The following is a 14,502-nucleotide window of genomic DNA, read 5'->3' on the forward strand; positions in this document are numbered from 1 at the left end:
GGCCCTGGCCACGACTCCTCAGCACGTGAGCGATCCGGTGCTCGCGACGTTCAGGCCCGAGGGCGGAACCCGATAGCCGCAGCGTGAGCCGCTCCGCCTCGGGGCAGGCTTCTCGCCGCATCATCCTCGGGCGCGCGGGGACTCCTCGGCGTGCGTCGTGTCGGCGACGTCCTGAGAGGCGCCGCGCTTGCGGCCCACCCAGACGACCGCGCAGGCCACGCCGATGATGGCGATGGCGATGCCGACGATGTAGCCGGCGACCCCGAGATAGCCGCCCGGCACGATGTGGGGGTTGAGGAACGGGTACGGATACCACCAGGCCTCGCCGGTGGCGGGGGCGACGATGAGATTCGCCCGGATCATCGTGTAGACGACCCACACGATGGGGAAGATCGTCGCTATCGCCACGGCACGCCAGCGCAGCGCGCGCCGCCGCGGAGCGAACAGCAGGTCGACCAGCAGGAACAACGGGAAGACGACGTGCAGCACCTCGTTCGACCAGGGGACCGTGACGCCCTGGGGCAGTTCGACGCCGCGGAGCAGGGTGTTGTAGACGATGCCCGTGACGATCATGTACGTGCTGACGCAGACGAGGAGGACAGCGAGCCAGCCGGGCTCCCGCTCCTCGTCGTGACGGTGGCGCAGCGCCCAGACCGCGGCGACGATCAGCACGATGGCCGCGAGCAGGTTCGACAGGATCGTGAAGAAGCTGAGGAAGTTCGCCGCGACCGTCGGCAGGTGCTGGCCCCACTCGGTGGTTGCCGCGAGAGCGTTCTCGACGCTGCGTGCGAGCTGGGCGATGATCGCCGCGAGTCCGAGCGCTGCTGCTGCCAGTCGGGCGTAGGGCCACCAGGTCGTCATTTCGCCTCCGCGCACACTTTATCGGTCAGTATGCCGGTTGACGCTAGACCGCGATGCCGTCACGTCACGCGGCGCGGCGCCCCCACTTCATCCGTGTCACGAGCACCCCGAGCAGGCACAGCGCACCGCCGAGGAACATGAGCGGGGTCGGCACCTCACCGAGGATCGCCCACGACATGAGGATCGCGATCGCGGGCACGACATAGGTCGTCGCCGACGTCTGGCCGGCCGTGCTGCGCTGCAGGACGTACGCCCAGGTGGTGAACGCGACCGCCGTCGGGAAGATGCCGAGATACACCACCCACAGCGTCGAGCCGAGCGGGGCCGTCTGCAGTGCTCCGACCAGGCTGCCCGCCCACGGAAGCAGCGCGACCGTGCCGGCCACCGCGCCGAGGAACGTCAGCGTGGTCGCGTCGGACCCCGCGCTGAGCAGATGCTTCTGCAGCAGCGTGCATCCCGCGTACATCACGGCCGCGAGCAGCGCGAGCAGCAGCCCGGTGATGTCGGGACCCTCGCTCGTCGACGAGTTCATGCCGATCAGGACGACCCCGAGGAAGGCGATCGGCGCGCCGATGATCAGCGGCTTCGGAAAGCCCTCACGCAGGAAGAGCCCGCTGAAGACCACCACCATGAGCGGCGCGAGGTTGACCACCATCGCGGCCGTGCCGGCATCGAGCGTGCGCTCGGCGGCATTGAGGGCCAGGTTGTAGACGCAGAACCACCCGACGCCCCAGACCGCGACGAGCCACCAGTTCCTCCGGTCGGGAAGACGGATGCCGTGGCGCACCGCGATGATCGCCAGCACGGCGCTTCCTACAGCCATGCGCAGCAGCGCCAGCGCGCCCGGGTCGAAGTGCGGACCGGCGCCGCGGATGCCGATGAACGCCGAGGCCCACAGCACCACCGTCACCAGTGCGGCGACAAGCACGAGCGGACCCTGTGGGCGGGGCTTCGCGGGGTTCGGGCTGTCGTCGCGACGCACGCGACCGGTCTTCGGCATCCTTCGATCCTGGCACCGGCCACGGACATCGGCGATGCGCCCGAGCGACAGCATCCGCTCGTTTTCCGCCACGGGTTGCTGCAGTCCGTTCGAGAGCGTCCGCCGCCCACAGCCCGGAGGGTCGGCGAACGACCTTCGATAGGATGGAGCCGCCCGAAGAGGGCCAGCTCATCAGCCGGTGCAAACCCGGCGAAAGCAAGGGGGATACCCATGCCAGGAATCGTTATCGTCGGCGTCCAGTGGGGCGATGAGGGCAAGGGCAAGGCCACCGACCTGCTCGGCGAGCGCACCGACTGGGTCGTCAAGTTCAACGGCGGCAACAACGCGGGCCACACCGTCGTGGTCGGCAATGAGAAGTACGCACTGCACCTGCTGCCGTCCGGCATCCTGTCGCCGGGCGTCACGCCGGTGATCGGCAACGGCGTCGTGATCGACCTCGAGGTGCTCTTCAGCGAGCTCGAGGCGCTCGGCGGCCGCGGCATCGACGTCTCCCGTCTGAAGGTGAGCGCCAACGCGCACATCATCACCCAGTACCACCGCACTCTCGACAAGGTCACCGAGCGCTTCCTCGGCAAGCGCATGATCGGCACGACCGGCCGTGGCATCGGCCCCGCCTACGCCGACAAGATCAACCGCGTCGGCATCCGCGTGCAGGACCTCTTCGACGAGAACATCCTGCGCCAGAAGGTCGAAGGCGCCCTCGACCAGAAGAACCACCTGCTGGTGAAGATCTTCAACCGTCGCGCGATCACCGCCGACGAGGTCGTCGAAGACCTGCTCTCGTACGCCGAGCGCCTGCGGCCGATGGTCGCCGACACGGGATACCTGCTCGACGAGGCCCTGCGCCGCGACGAGGTGGTCGTGTTCGAGGGCGGTCAGGCCACCATGCTCGACGTCGACCACGGCACCTACCCGTTCGTCACGTCGTCGTCGGCCACGGCGGGCGGCGCGTCCACCGGATCGGGCGTCGGCCCCGGAGCGCTCGACCGCATCGTCGGCATCGTGAAGGCCTACACGACCCGTGTCGGCTCCGGTCCGTTCCCCACCGAGCTGTTCGACGAGCAGGGCGAGTGGCTGCGGTCACGCGGCTTCGAGTTCGGCACCACCACGGGCCGTCCGCGCCGGGTCGGCTGGTACGACGCCCCGATCACCCGCTACGCGACGCGTGTGAACGGCATCACCGATCTCGTCCTCACCAAGCTCGACATCCTCACCGGACTCGAGCAGATCCCGGTCTGCGTCGCATACGACGTCGACGGTCGACGCTTCGACGAGGTGCCGGTCAACCAGACCGACTTCCACCACGCGACGCCGATCCTCGAGTACTTCCCGGGGTGGAGCGAGGACATCTCGACCGCACGCACGTTCGACGACCTGCCGAAGAACGCGCAGGACTACGTCATCGCGCTCGAGGGCATGAGCAACACGCGCATCTCCGTCATCGGCGTCGGCCCCGAGCGCGACCAGGTCATCGTGCGTCACGACCTGCTCGACTGAGGCTGACATGACCCGGTTCTGGCTCGGCGGGTACGGACCCGCGATGGACGGCTCGGCCGACGGCATCGGCCTGCTCGCGGGCGACGAGAGCGCGCCCACCGCACTCGAGTATCGGGGAGCGGTCACGCAGACCCCCTCCCCGTCGTGGTTGGCGCAGCATCCGTCGCTCGACGTCGTCTACGCGGCGCTCGAAGGGGATGCCGGAGTGCAGGCGTTCGCGCGCAGCGGCGACTCGACGCTGAAGCCGCTCGGAGAGCCCGTCGCCGCGGGCGACGGCGTCTGCCACGTGGCGGTCTCGTCGAGCGGATCGTTCCTCGTCGCGAGCTGCTACGGCGACGGCCGCGTCGTCCGCATCGGCATCGACGCGCAGGGCCGCCTGGTGCCGGATGCCGTGAACAAGGCAGCCGAGCTGCGTGCCGCTCTCCTCGGCGAGCCGCTCGAGGCGGCGCCTCCGGCGGGCGTCGCGGTCGCGGCATCCGATCCGTACCCCGGCGAGCTCACCGCGACGGGTGAGGAGCGCGCATCGCACGCGCACTCGGCAGCCTTCCTCGCCGACGGGCGCATCGCGACCACCGATCTCGGCTTCGACCTGGTGCGGATCTGGCGACCCACCGGGGGTGGCCTGGTGCTCGATCACGAGGTCGTGCTGCCCGTCGGCACCGGCCCCCGGCATATGGTCGTGCACCCCAGCGGCCACCTGCACGTGGTGACCGAGTACTCGTGCGAGGTGTTCACTCTCGGTCCCGGGCGCGACGGCACGTGGGCTGTCGTGTCGTCGGTGCTCGCGAGCCCGATCGCCGAGATCGGCGTGGACTTCCCCGCCGAACTCGCCCGCAGCCGTGACGCGCAGTTCCTCTACACGGCCCTGCGCGGCAGCAACACGATCGCCGCGCTCCGCGTGCGCGGGGGAGGCGAGGCTCTCGAGTCGATCGCCCTCGCCGACTCGGGCGTGGACTGGCCCCGTCATCACGTCGTGCACGAGGGCAAGCTGCTGGTCGCGGGGCAGCGCTCCGACACCGTCGCGCTGATCGACCTCGACGAGCGCACGGGCGCGCCGCTCGGCATCCGCCACCTCGCGCAGGCCCCGGCGCCGACGCACATCCTGCCGGTTCGCTGACGCGCGGGTCGCGCCTCGGGGAGCTTGACCTGGCGTTCGCACTCAGGCTGTGAACCGGGGCGGCGCCATAACTCCGGACGAACGGCCCGATGCGGGGCTGCACGGCCGGTGCGCGTCGCTGTTCGCCGGCCTTCCGGAGTTGTGGAGCAGGCCGGCAACGCGCCCGACGGCGCGTCGCGGAACAACCACCCCGTGACTCGACGTTGGACTTGAGCAAGACTGGGCGACGGAGAGGTGCACCCCATGACTGCTGAGAAGACCGACGACTACGACCTGATCGTGCTGGGCGGCGGGCCGGTGGGCGAGAACGTCGCCGACCGCGCCGTGCAGAACGGACTGACCGCGATCATCGTCGAGAGCGAGCTGGTCGGCGGTGAGTGCTCGTACTGGGCATGCATGCCGTCGAAGGCGCTGCTGCGTCCGGCCCAGGCGCTGCGAGCCGCGCAGAAGGTCAAGGGCTCGGCCGAGGCGGTGACGGGGTCGCTCGACGTGCGCGCGGTGTTCGACCGCCGAGACTCGTTCACGAGCAACTGGTCGGATGACGGGCAGGTGAAGTGGCTCGACTCCGCCGGCATCGACCTCGCCCGCGGGCACGGCCGTCTGACGGGTGAGCGCGAGGTGACGGTGACGGATGCCGACGGCGGCACCCGCGTGCTCCGCGCCCGCCACGCCGTCGCGATCAGCACCGGATCGGATGCCGTGATCCCGCCCATCGAGGGCCTGCGCGACTCGTCCCCCTGGACCAGCCGCGAGGCGACCAGCGCAGAGGAGCTGCCCGAGTCGCTGGCCGTGATCGGCGGCGGGGTCGTGGCTGTCGAGATGGCCACGGCTTATGCGGCCCTCGGTTCGACGGTGACGATCATCGCCCGCAGCGGTCTGCTGGGTTCGATGGAGCCGTTCGCCGGGGAGCGCGTCGCGGCCGGGCTGAAGGAGCTCGGTGTCGACGTCCGCACCGACACCGGCACGACCAGCGTGACGCGAGGCGACGAGGGAGTCGAGATCGTGCTCGACGACGGATCGACGGTCACCGCTGCCGAAGTCCTCGTGGCGACCGGGCGGTCTCCTCGCAGCGGCGACATCGGCCTCGACGTCGCGGGTCTCGAGCCCGGTCGCTGGATCACGGTCGACGACACGCTGCGTGTTCCCGGATCCGACTGGCTCTATGCGGTCGGCGATGTGAACGGTCGTGTGCTGCTCACGCACCAGGGCAAGTATCAGGCGCGAGCAGCGGGCGACGTGATCGCGGCGCGCGCCAAAGGCGAGGACGTCGACGATGCGGCCTGGGGTCGTCACGTCGCCACCGCGGACAGCGCCGGCGCCCCTCAGGTGACCTTCTCGTTCCCCGAGGTCGCCTCGGTCGGGCACACCGAGGCAGAGGCCCGCAAGGCCGGAACCGACGTCGCCGTCGTCGATTACGACCTGGGCTCTGTCGCCGGCGCGAGCCTCTATGAGGACGGCTTCGAGGGGCAGGCCCGCCTCGTGATCGACAAGGAGCGCGACGTGATCATCGGAGCGACCTTCGTCGGCCCCGAGGTCGCCGAGCTCGTGCAGACGGCCACGGTCGCGATCGTCGGCGAGGTGCCGATCGCCCGCCTGTGGCACGCCGTTCCGGCGTACCCGACGATCAGCGAGATCTGGCTGCGGCTGCTCGAGTCCTATGGGAGGGACTCGGCCTGAGCGCATCGGACGGATGCCGACGACGGACGCCGCGCGGCCCATCCGTTTCGGCATCCGCTCCGAACAACCGACGAGAGACTGGCGCGATCGGCGCGCCCGGAGCAGGATTGTTTCCCACATTGACGACCTCCGGCACAACCCCCGGCCGAATGTCGCACACCTCTTATACGCTCGAACACACATCCGAGGAGGCAGGACCATGAAGGCTGTACTCGCAGGAACCCTCATCGCCGAAGCCGACGAGAGCGATCTCGCGCGCATCGAGGGAAACTGGTATTTCCCGCCGGCATCCATCACGGAGGGCGTGCTCGTCGAGAGCCCCACTCCGTACACATGCCCGTGGAAGGGCGCCGCCCAGTACTTCTCCGTCCAGGCCGGTGGCGAGCTGCACACCGACTACGCCTGGTCGTATCCGACGCCGTATCCGAGCGCCTTCGACCGTGTGGGCAAGGACTTCTCGGGCTTCGTCGCCTTCGACCCGCGGGTCGAGGTCTCTGCATGACCTCTGTATGCCGCAGTCGAGGCGCTGATGCGCGCCTCGTCGATCGATCGACCGGAGAGTAGTAAATCGTGATCGAGTTCCGCAACGTCACCAAGCAGTTCCCCGATGGCACGACCGCCGTGAAGGACTTCAGCCTGGTGCTGCCGTCCCGCAAGACGACGGTGTTCGTCGGATCCTCAGGATGCGGCAAGACGACTCTGCTGCGCATGATCAATCGCATGGTCGAGCCGACCTCGGGCGAGGTCGAGATCGACGGCGAGAGCGTGCTCGGCGGCGACCCCGTCGCCCTGCGCCGCCGCATCGGCTACGTCATGCAGAACTCCGGCCTGATGCCGCACTTCACGGTGATCGACAACGTCGCCACCGTGCTGCGTCTGACCGGCGTGAAGAAGGGGCCGGCGCACGAGCGCGCGCGTGAGCTGCTCAAGACGGTGGGGCTCGACCAGTCACTCGCCGACCGGTATCCCAGTCAGCTCTCGGGCGGTCAGCAGCAGCGTGTGGGTGTGGCCCGCGGTCTTGCGGCGGATCCGAACATCCTGCTGATGGACGAGCCCTTCGGCGCCGTCGACCCGATCGTGCGCGCCGACCTGCAGCAGGAGACGCTGCGGTTGCAGCACGAGCTCGACAAGACCGTCGTGTTCGTCACCCACGACATCGACGAAGCCTTCCTGCTCGGCGATCAGGTCGTGATCCTCGACAAGGGCGCGCGCATCGTGCAGGTGGGCAGCCCGAGCGAGATCATCGAGAACCCGGCAGACGACTTCGTCGCCTCGTTCATCGGAGCCGACCGTGGGCGTCGGGCCCTGCACCTCAAAGAGACCCCGCACGGCACCGTCGTGGTCGACTCCGAGGGGCGCACGCAGGGCGCGATCGTCGCGGCGGCCGAGACGTCCGACGGTCCCCTGGCGGGGCCGGATGCCGCCGCTCTCGGCGCTGTGCAGGGCGAGGGCGCGTGAACTGGGTCACCGACAACCTCGGGTTGATCCTCGATCTGACTCTGGTGCATCTGCGTCAGAGCATCATCCCGATCGTGCTCGGTTTCGTGCTGTCGCTCCCGCTCGGCTGGGTCGCGTGGCGTTTCCGCCTGGTGCGCGGCCCGATCATCGTGCTCACCGGTCTGCTCTACACGATCCCGTCGCTCGCGCTGCTCATCCTGCTGCCCTCGGTCGCCGGGTATTCGGCCCGGAGCGAGTCGAATCTCGTCATCGCGCTCACGATCTATGCGATCGCGATCCTGGTGCGCGCGGTCTCCGACGGTCTCGATTCGGTCGATGACGATGTGCGCCAGGCGGCGACGGCGACGGGCTTCGCCGCCTTCCGCAGATTCTGGGCGGTGGAGTTCCCGCTCGCCGGTCCGGTGATCCTCGCCGGACTCCGCGTGACGGCCGTCAGCACCATCTCGCTCGCCACGGTCGGCATCCTGATCGGCGTGACCAACCTCGGCTACCTGTTCACGAACGGCCTCGACCGGCGCATCATCGCCGAGGTGTTCGCGGGCGTCGTCGCCGTGGTCATCATCGCCCTCGTGATCGATCTGATCCTGCTGCTGATCGGTCGCGCGCTGATGCCGTGGACGCGCGCCGCCTCGAAGAAGGTCGCGCCTCGGCCGATCGCGCTGGGAGCCCCGGCATGAATCTCTTCGCCGAGGCCTTCGCCTGGATGCTCGCTCCCGAGCAGTGGACGGGAAACTACGCGCTGCCCAAGCTGCTGGCCGAGCATCTCGCCCTGACGGTGATCTCGGTGCTGATCGCCGCGGTGATCGCGGTGCCGATCGGCTGGCTGATCGGCCACACGGGCAAGGGGCGCGAGGTCGCGGTCGCGATCTCCGGCGCGGCGCGAGCGATTCCCGCGTTCGGCCTGATGATCCTGCTCGTCCTCCTGCTCGGCGTGCTGCGTGTGCCGCAGGCGGCCATCATCACCTTCGTTCTGCTCGCGATCCCCTCGCTGCTCGCCGGCGCGTATACGGGGCTCGAGGCGATCGACCGCCGCGTGATCGATTCGGCCAAGGCGATGGGCATGACCGGCTGGCAGATCTTCTGGAAGGTCGAGGTGCCGCTCGGACTGCCTCTGCTCGTCGGCGGCCTCCGCTCGGCCCTGCTTCAGGTCATCGCGACCGTCACGATCGCCGCCTACGTGAATCTCGGCGGCCTCGGCTGGCCGATCATCCAGGGCATTCCCCTGCAGAAGTTCGATCAGGTCCTGGCCGGGGCGATCCTCGTGGCCACGCTGGCGCTGCTCGTCGACCTGATCCTCGCCGCAGCCCAGCACGCCGCGGTGCCGGCGGGGCTCCGTGCCGGCCGTCCCACCCGTCGCCGGTCGCGCGACCTCGCTCCCGCCGCGGCTCCGGCCACGGCCTGATCGCGCACCGGCTCCTCCGTCCCTACCGCGCAGTTCCACATAGCAGCAGTCCCACACAGCAGCAGTCCCCCACAGCAGTTCCAGAAAAGAGGAAGTCCATGTTCACAGCACGAGGCAAGCGCTCTGTCTTCGCCGTCGGTCTTGTCGCCGCGGCTGCACTCGCCCTGTCCGCCTGCTCGTCGAGCAACCCGCTCGACGAGCCGTCCGACTCCGGTGAGAGCTCGGGCAGCGGCGACACGATCGTCGTCGGCTCGCAGGCGTACTACTCCAACGAGATCATCGCCGAGATCTACGCCCAGGCGCTCGAGGCCGCCGGCTTCGACGTCGAGAAGCAGCTCAGCATCGGCCAGCGTGACGCGTACATGCCGGATGTCGAGTCGGGCGACATCGACGTCTTCCCCGAGTACACGGGCAGCCTGCTCGAGTACATCTCGGATGACGAGGTCGACGTCACGAGCCCTGACGACGTCTACGCGGCGCTGCAGGAGGCCCTTCCCGAGAGCCTGACCGCTCTCGACTTCGCCGAGGCGACCGATCAGGACTCCTACACGGTGCTGAAGAGCTTCGCCGAGGAGAACGACCTGAAGACGATCGGCGACCTCTCGAAGGTGACCTCCGAGGTCACGATCGGTGCGGCTCCGGAGTTCGAGCAGCGTCCGTACAGCCCGGCCAAGGCCAAAGAGGTCTACGGCGTCGACCTGACGTTCTCGGCCACCGGCCCGACCACGCTCGAGTCGCTGCTCGCCGGCCAGATCCAGGTCGCCGACATCTACACCGCCGACCCGGCTTTCGAGACCGAGGAGATCGTCGCTCTCGAAGACCCTGAGAACCTGATCATCTCGTCGAACGTCGTGCCGATCGTCTCGAGCGACATCGCCGACGACGTCTCCGATGTCCTCAACGCCATCAGCGCCAAGCTGACCGGCGAGGAGCTCGTCGCCCTCAACGTGCTCAGCACGGTCGAGGAGCAGTCCTCCGCGGACATCGCGAAGAAGTGGCTCGCTGACAACGACCTCGTCTGACCTGAGTCGTCCTCACAGAAGTGCCCGGCCCTTCAGGGGGCCGGGCACTTCTGCGTCCAGGGACTGCCTAGACCCTGGCGTCCTGCCGGGGTATCAGCACCTGTTTGATCACGATGAGGATGGATGCCGCGACCGGCACCGCCACGAGAGCGCCGAGCAGGCCGAGCAGCGTGCCGCCGGCGAGGGCGCCGATCACGACGAGGGCACCCGGAACGGCGACGGCCTTGTTCATGACGCGCGGGGTGATGACGTAGGCCTCGATCTGCATGTACACGACGTAGATGAGAGCGAAGACGAGTGCCGCGATCGGGTCGCTGAACAGCGCGATGCCGGTGCCGATGATCCAGAAGATCACAGAGCCCACGAGCGGGATCAGGGTGATGCAGAAGGCGACCGTCGCCATCAGCGGTGGGAACGGCAGCCCGAGGAACACGTACAGCAGGAACGTGAGCACGGCGTTGCAGAACGCGAGCACGACCATTCCCATCACGTAGGCGCCCACGGAATCGGTGATCTGCTCGGTGATGTCGCTTGCGCGCGCGCGGTCACGTGCGGGAGCGAGGCGGAGCATCCCCGACTTGATCGACGGCAGCGTCGCGACGAAGTAGAGCGTGAGCACGAGCACCACAATGATGCCCGAGATGGCGTTGGCGATCGAGGCGCCGACCTGCAGCGCTCCTCCGCCGATCGCGGCGATGTTTCCCGGGTCGGTGAGGAACCTCTGCACATCGGCGACGAGGTCCTGGAACTGGTCGCCGAACTGGGCGTCGAGCGTCGCGTAGATGTCGCTGCGGGTGAACTCCTGGATCATCCCCGGCACCGACCGCACGAAGCTCGCGACCTGGTCGATCACGACCGGCAGCACCATCCACACGACGAGACCTGCCACGATCACGAGCCCGAGGATCGCGACGACCACCGAGATGGCGCGAGACAGCCCGCGCCGCTCGAGGAAGCGCACGGTGGGGTCGAGGCCGAGGGCGGCGAACAGTGCCAGGGCGATGTAGATGAGCACGGTCGACAGGTTCGCGACGGCCAAACCGAGCACGATGGCGGCGAGGCCGCCGATCGTCACCAGGAATCCGAACACGAAAGGCCGGTCGATGCGCGTCCAGAACGAGCGGCTCGGAGTCATCGGCTCGACGACCCCGTGATGAACTGCCGGCGACGTCTTCGGGGTGTGGGGGGAGATCGCCGGAACGGCGGTGTCTCCCGCGGGGGAGCTCGCGGACCCCGGGGTGCCGGCGGATGCTTCGGTGATCGACGCTGCGACGTCGGGTGCCGAGGAGGGTTCGGATGCGGCAGCAGACGCGCTCTTCGACGGGTCCTGCTCTTCTCGGCTCATGTGCTCACGATAGCGGCCGAGCGCGGGTCCATCCGGGAGGCATCCCCCCTTCAGGGTGGGGTCGTTCTGCCGCGTGTTTCCGTAGAGTAGGGGGCATGACCGCCGCCGAAGACCCCCGAGCTGAACTCCTCCGACTGCGTTCGAGCATCGACAACATCGACGCCGCACTCATCTTCATGCTCGCCGAGCGCTTCCGCGCCACGCAGCAGGTCGGTCAGCTCAAAGCCGAGCACGAGATGCCGGCATCCGATCCGGGTCGCGAGGAGCAGCAGGTCGCGCGGCTCAAGGCACTCGCCGAGCAGGCGCATCTCGATCCGGAGTTCGCCGAGAAGTGGTTCAACTTCGTCGTGGCCGAAGTGATCCGCCATCACACCGAAGCCGCCGAAGGACGATGATCCGGCCTTCCGAGCGAGTGACAGTGTGTGCAGCACTCACTCGCCCGGGGACCGAACTAAGTTTATTGAATAAACTATGACCGAGGGTACGCAGAACCACCAGGTCTGTCAACTGATTCCTGCACCGGGACCGGCACCATGCTGAACGGCGATGACGCACTCGACACCCAGGCCTCGGTCCGCCGCGCGAACCTGCGCCGTGCGCTGCAGCTGGTCTTCCGCAACCCGGGCTCCGAGACCCGGGCGGGGATCGCCCGAGCCACCGGCCTGACCGCGGCGACGGCCTCGTCGCTGGTCGCCGAGCTCATCGAGCTGCAGCTGGTCGTCGACGGCGAGCAGGCCGCCAGCACGGGCGGCAAACGCGCGACCACGCTGAGCATCGAGGCCGAGCATCACGTCATCCTGGTGCTCGTGATCCGACCGACCGATGCGCGCATCGCTCTGGTCGCGCTCGACGGCACCGAGGTCGAGACGCGGCGAGTCGCGTTCTCCGATGAATCACGGGTGCGAATGCTCGACGCTGCGCTGACGGAGATCGCCGCCGAATACGCCGGACGGCTGCTCGTCGCGGGCGTGCAGCTTCCCGGAACGACAGACGGCCGCCGCGTGTTCGAGAGCGTGCAGCTCGGATGGACCGACGTGCCGCTCGCCGAGCGCTTCGAGCGCCTGCTCTCGGTTCCCGTCCTTCTCGTGAACGACGTGGATGCCGAGGCGATCGCCGAAGCGGCCCGAGAGGATGAGTCGTCCGGATACCGGCTGTTCATCCACATCGGCACCGGGATCGGTGTGGCGGTGACTCTCGACGGCGAACTCGCACCGGGCCCACGCGATCGCGCGGGCGAGATCGGTCACGTCCAGGTGCAGTTCGGCGAGGATGCGCGCGCGTGTCGCTGCGGACGCCAGGGATGCCTGGAATCGGCGTCGTCGATGACGGCGATGCTGGGCGATGACTTCGATGACGCCATGGATGACGAGGCGATCACCGCGCTGGCCGCGTCTGCCGATGAGGAGAAGCTGGCTGAGGGCGCACGCGCACTCGCGCGCACCATCAAGCTCATCGCCGCAGTGCTCGACGCGGCCGAGGTCGTGATCGGGGGGCCGGCGCGCGCGCTCGGAGACCCGTTCCTCGGCCTCGTGCAGGCGGAGATCGACTACACGGCGACGGGCACCGCGAACGTTCCGGTGCGTTTCGCGGATGCCGACGCGTCGATCTCGACGGGGGTCGCACAGGTGGCGCTGTCGAGCGCGCTCGGGGTCCGCTGGAGTCCCGCGCAGCTGCGCGCGGCATCCGTTCCGGCATCCTGATTCGCGGATCGGCAACGACGCATCGGAGGGTGCGGGATCCCGCTCAGCGCGAGGCGATCCCGACGAGAGCGGCGACGAGCCCGGCGATCACCAGGACGACGATCGCGAGGATGTGCACCACCTTGCCCACGACGAGCATCGGCAGGTCGGGTCCGTCGTACGACGCGGGATTGAAGAGCGTGCCGCGTGCGCGGAAGCTCCAGCGCATGCCGAACCCGATGCGCCGCAGCGCGTGCGACGGTGCGGCGAACGTCTGCCCGCGCTCTTCGCGTGATGCCTTCCACGCAGCCTGCACGGCATACCAGGCGATGACGAAGAACGGCATCGCGAGAGACACGGCCCAGGCGATGAGCGCGACGCCGATCACGGTGCCCATCCCGGGGTCGAGCTCACGGATGAAGAACAGCCCGAGAGCCGCGAGTCCGACGGCCACGGGCACCAGCACCACGCCCCACCCCCACCCGGGGTGAGCGTCTTCCGTCGGCCGCCTCTCGACGCGCCCCGCATCCTGCCAGGTCATGTGATCCCCCCGTCTCACCGCGCCGGATGGCGGAGTCGACCGTGCCAGAGTACCGGGAGCGGTCGGCTCCTGTCGGTGGAGAGGATGCTGAGCATCGCGAGAGGATGGGGTCATGACACGCATCCTCGTCACGGGCTCCACGGACGGTCTCGGCCGCGCGACGGCCGCCGCACTTCTCGACCAGGGCCATCGGGTGATCGTCCATGCGCGCAGCGCGGATCGAGCAGCCGCCGTCTCATCGCTGACGGATCGCGGTGCCGATCTCGTCATCGCCGACCTCACGGATCGCCGCGCCGTCAGGGATGTCGCCGACGAGCTGAACGGGGGAGCGGAGGTCGACGCGGTCATCCACAACGCCGGTGTCATCTCGGGGTCCGGCATCCTGCCCGTCAACGTGGTCAGTCCCTACCTGCTCACCGCGCTGCTGCGCACGCCCACACGTCACGTCTACCTCAGCAGCGGGATGCATCGCGGCGGCTCGACCGATCTCACGGAGCTCGACTGGGACGGCTCGCGGACGACGGCCGGCTACTCCGACAGCAAGCTGTTCGTCACGGCTCTGTCGGCGGCGGTCGCCCGACGGTGGGCGCCTCGCGTCGCGGCCGACTCGGTCGATCCTGGATGGGTGCCGACGAAGATGGGCGGTGCTGGCGCCCCCGACGACTTCGATCTCGGGCATGAGACGCAGGAGCGCCTCGCGACCGAGCCGCGTCTCGACGTCACCGGCGGATACTGGCACCACGGCGAGCGGCGCACACCCCACCCGGCCGTCGACGACACATCCTTCCAGGAGCGGCTCCTCGCGGCCCTCGCTGACGCGACCGGGGTCGAGCTGCCTGCGCGGTAGGCGTCAGAGTCGAGGTTCCCGTCGCAGTTCGTGCCGCTCGCGGGTGCGCCCGGCGG

Annotated in this window: 15 protein-coding genes; 11 read left to right on the forward strand and 4 right to left on the reverse strand. The window is 68.8% G+C overall.

Annotated elements, in window-relative coordinates; genetic code table 11:
- Nucleotides 1-120: 120 nt before the first annotated feature.
- Both AB0P11_RS00660 and AB0P11_RS00665 read right to left on the reverse strand, forming a co-directional pair.
- The gene (locus tag AB0P11_RS00660) at nucleotides 121-861 is read right to left on the reverse strand and encodes a Pr6Pr family membrane protein (protein WP_363518818.1); all 741 of its coding nucleotides are present in this window, start codon (nucleotides 859-861) and stop codon (nucleotides 121-123) included.
- Between the two features lie 64 nt (nucleotides 862-925).
- Entirely contained in the window at nucleotides 926-1,861 is a 936-nt protein-coding gene (locus tag AB0P11_RS00665; RefSeq protein WP_363518821.1) for a DMT family transporter, read from the reverse strand.
- 210 nt (nucleotides 1,862-2,071) lie between these two features.
- Here AB0P11_RS00665 and AB0P11_RS00670 point away from each other — a divergent pair, with 210 nt between their 5' ends.
- The 8 genes from AB0P11_RS00670 (at nucleotide 2,072) to AB0P11_RS00705 (ending at nucleotide 10,034) form a co-directional block, all read left to right on the forward strand.
- A complete protein-coding gene (locus AB0P11_RS00670; RefSeq protein ID WP_056275880.1) occupies nucleotides 2,072-3,358 on the forward strand; it encodes an adenylosuccinate synthase in 1,287 nt (428 codons plus the stop codon).
- 7 nt (nucleotides 3,359-3,365) lie between these two features.
- Nucleotides 3,366-4,475, forward strand: coding sequence for a beta-propeller fold lactonase family protein (locus AB0P11_RS00675; protein WP_363518824.1), 1,110 nt, complete (start codon nucleotides 3,366-3,368; stop codon nucleotides 4,473-4,475).
- A 243-nt stretch (nucleotides 4,476-4,718) separates the two neighbouring features.
- On the forward strand, nucleotides 4,719-6,152 hold the full coding sequence (locus tag AB0P11_RS00680) for an NAD(P)/FAD-dependent oxidoreductase (protein WP_072590451.1): 1,434 nt from the start codon (nucleotides 4,719-4,721) through the stop codon (nucleotides 6,150-6,152).
- A gap of 199 nt (nucleotides 6,153-6,351) precedes the next feature.
- On the forward strand, nucleotides 6,352-6,654 hold the full coding sequence (locus AB0P11_RS00685; protein ID WP_363518828.1) for a DUF427 domain-containing protein: 303 nt from the start codon (nucleotides 6,352-6,354) through the stop codon (nucleotides 6,652-6,654).
- Between the two features lie 68 nt (nucleotides 6,655-6,722).
- On the forward strand, nucleotides 6,723-7,610 hold the full coding sequence (locus tag AB0P11_RS00690; protein WP_053098339.1) for an ATP-binding cassette domain-containing protein: 888 nt from the start codon (nucleotides 6,723-6,725) through the stop codon (nucleotides 7,608-7,610).
- On the forward strand, nucleotides 7,607-8,287 hold the full coding sequence (locus AB0P11_RS00695; protein WP_230101098.1) for an ABC transporter permease subunit: 681 nt from the start codon (nucleotides 7,607-7,609) through the stop codon (nucleotides 8,285-8,287). The genes AB0P11_RS00690 and AB0P11_RS00695 overlap by 4 nt, the downstream gene beginning before the upstream one ends.
- A complete protein-coding gene (locus tag AB0P11_RS00700; protein ID WP_053099329.1) occupies nucleotides 8,284-9,012 on the forward strand; it encodes an ABC transporter permease in 729 nt (242 codons plus the stop codon). Before AB0P11_RS00695 ends, AB0P11_RS00700 begins: the two co-directional genes overlap by 4 nt.
- A 98-nt stretch (nucleotides 9,013-9,110) precedes the next feature.
- Nucleotides 9,111-10,034 carry an ABC transporter substrate-binding protein gene (locus AB0P11_RS00705; protein WP_056275893.1) on the forward strand — a complete coding sequence of 308 codons (924 nt, stop codon included), beginning with the start codon at nucleotides 9,111-9,113 and terminating at the stop codon, nucleotides 10,032-10,034.
- 67 nt (nucleotides 10,035-10,101) lie between these two features.
- Here AB0P11_RS00705 and AB0P11_RS00710 read toward each other — a convergent pair whose 3' ends face one another.
- Nucleotides 10,102-11,379: an AI-2E family transporter gene (locus AB0P11_RS00710; RefSeq protein ID WP_363518833.1), complete on the reverse strand. Its 1,278-nt coding sequence runs from the start codon at nucleotides 11,377-11,379 to the stop codon at nucleotides 10,102-10,104.
- A gap of 95 nt (nucleotides 11,380-11,474) precedes the next feature.
- On the opposite strand from AB0P11_RS00710, the gene AB0P11_RS00715 reads away from it, so the two are divergent.
- A complete protein-coding gene (locus tag AB0P11_RS00715; RefSeq protein WP_053098343.1) occupies nucleotides 11,475-11,774 on the forward strand; it encodes a chorismate mutase in 300 nt (99 codons plus the stop codon).
- A 138-nt stretch (nucleotides 11,775-11,912) separates the two neighbouring features.
- Nucleotides 11,913-13,079, forward strand: coding sequence for an ROK family protein (locus tag AB0P11_RS00720; RefSeq protein ID WP_363518836.1), 1,167 nt, complete (start codon nucleotides 11,913-11,915; stop codon nucleotides 13,077-13,079).
- A 43-nt stretch (nucleotides 13,080-13,122) separates the two neighbouring features.
- Here AB0P11_RS00720 and AB0P11_RS00725 read toward each other — a convergent pair whose 3' ends face one another.
- On the reverse strand, nucleotides 13,123-13,599 hold the full coding sequence (locus AB0P11_RS00725; RefSeq protein ID WP_053098345.1) for a hypothetical protein: 477 nt from the start codon (nucleotides 13,597-13,599) through the stop codon (nucleotides 13,123-13,125).
- Nucleotides 13,600-13,711: 112 nt separating this feature from the next.
- Between AB0P11_RS00725 and AB0P11_RS00730 the strand changes: the two genes are divergently transcribed.
- A complete protein-coding gene (locus AB0P11_RS00730) occupies nucleotides 13,712-14,446 on the forward strand; it encodes an SDR family NAD(P)-dependent oxidoreductase (protein ID WP_363518839.1) in 735 nt (244 codons plus the stop codon).
- Nucleotides 14,447-14,502: the final 56 nt, after the last annotated feature.

Source organism: Microbacterium sp. NPDC079176 (assembly GCF_040686675.1).
In the GTDB taxonomy this organism is placed as follows: Bacteria; Actinomycetota; Actinomycetes; order Actinomycetales; family Microbacteriaceae; genus Microbacterium.

Excerpts from the sequence above, each read along its gene's own strand:
- AB0P11_RS00680 (WP_072590451.1), top strand. The coding sequence starts at position 4,719 with ATGACTGCTGAGAAGACCGACGACTACGACCTGATCGTGCTGGGCGGC.
- AB0P11_RS00730 (WP_363518839.1), top strand. The coding sequence starts at position 13,712 with ATGACACGCATCCTCGTCACGGGCTCCACGGACGGTCTCGGCCGCGCG.
- AB0P11_RS00715 (WP_053098343.1), top strand. The coding sequence starts at position 11,475 with ATGACCGCCGCCGAAGACCCCCGAGCTGAACTCCTCCGACTGCGTTCG.
- AB0P11_RS00710 (WP_363518833.1), bottom strand. The coding sequence starts at position 11,379 with ATGAGCCGAGAAGAGCAGGACCCGTCGAAGAGCGCGTCTGCTGCCGCA.
- AB0P11_RS00675 (WP_363518824.1), top strand. The coding sequence starts at position 3,366 with ATGACCCGGTTCTGGCTCGGCGGGTACGGACCCGCGATGGACGGCTCG.
- AB0P11_RS00670 (WP_056275880.1), top strand. The coding sequence starts at position 2,072 with ATGCCAGGAATCGTTATCGTCGGCGTCCAGTGGGGCGATGAGGGCAAG.
- AB0P11_RS00725 (WP_053098345.1), bottom strand. The coding sequence starts at position 13,599 with ATGACCTGGCAGGATGCGGGGCGCGTCGAGAGGCGGCCGACGGAAGAC.
- AB0P11_RS00700 (WP_053099329.1), top strand. The coding sequence starts at position 8,284 with ATGAATCTCTTCGCCGAGGCCTTCGCCTGGATGCTCGCTCCCGAGCAG.
- AB0P11_RS00665 (WP_363518821.1), bottom strand. The coding sequence starts at position 1,861 with ATGCCGAAGACCGGTCGCGTGCGTCGCGACGACAGCCCGAACCCCGCG.
- AB0P11_RS00720 (WP_363518836.1), top strand. The coding sequence starts at position 11,913 with ATGCTGAACGGCGATGACGCACTCGACACCCAGGCCTCGGTCCGCCGC.
- AB0P11_RS00660 (WP_363518818.1), bottom strand. The coding sequence starts at position 861 with ATGACGACCTGGTGGCCCTACGCCCGACTGGCAGCAGCAGCGCTCGGA.
- AB0P11_RS00705 (WP_056275893.1), top strand. The coding sequence starts at position 9,111 with ATGTTCACAGCACGAGGCAAGCGCTCTGTCTTCGCCGTCGGTCTTGTC.
- AB0P11_RS00685 (WP_363518828.1), top strand. The coding sequence starts at position 6,352 with ATGAAGGCTGTACTCGCAGGAACCCTCATCGCCGAAGCCGACGAGAGC.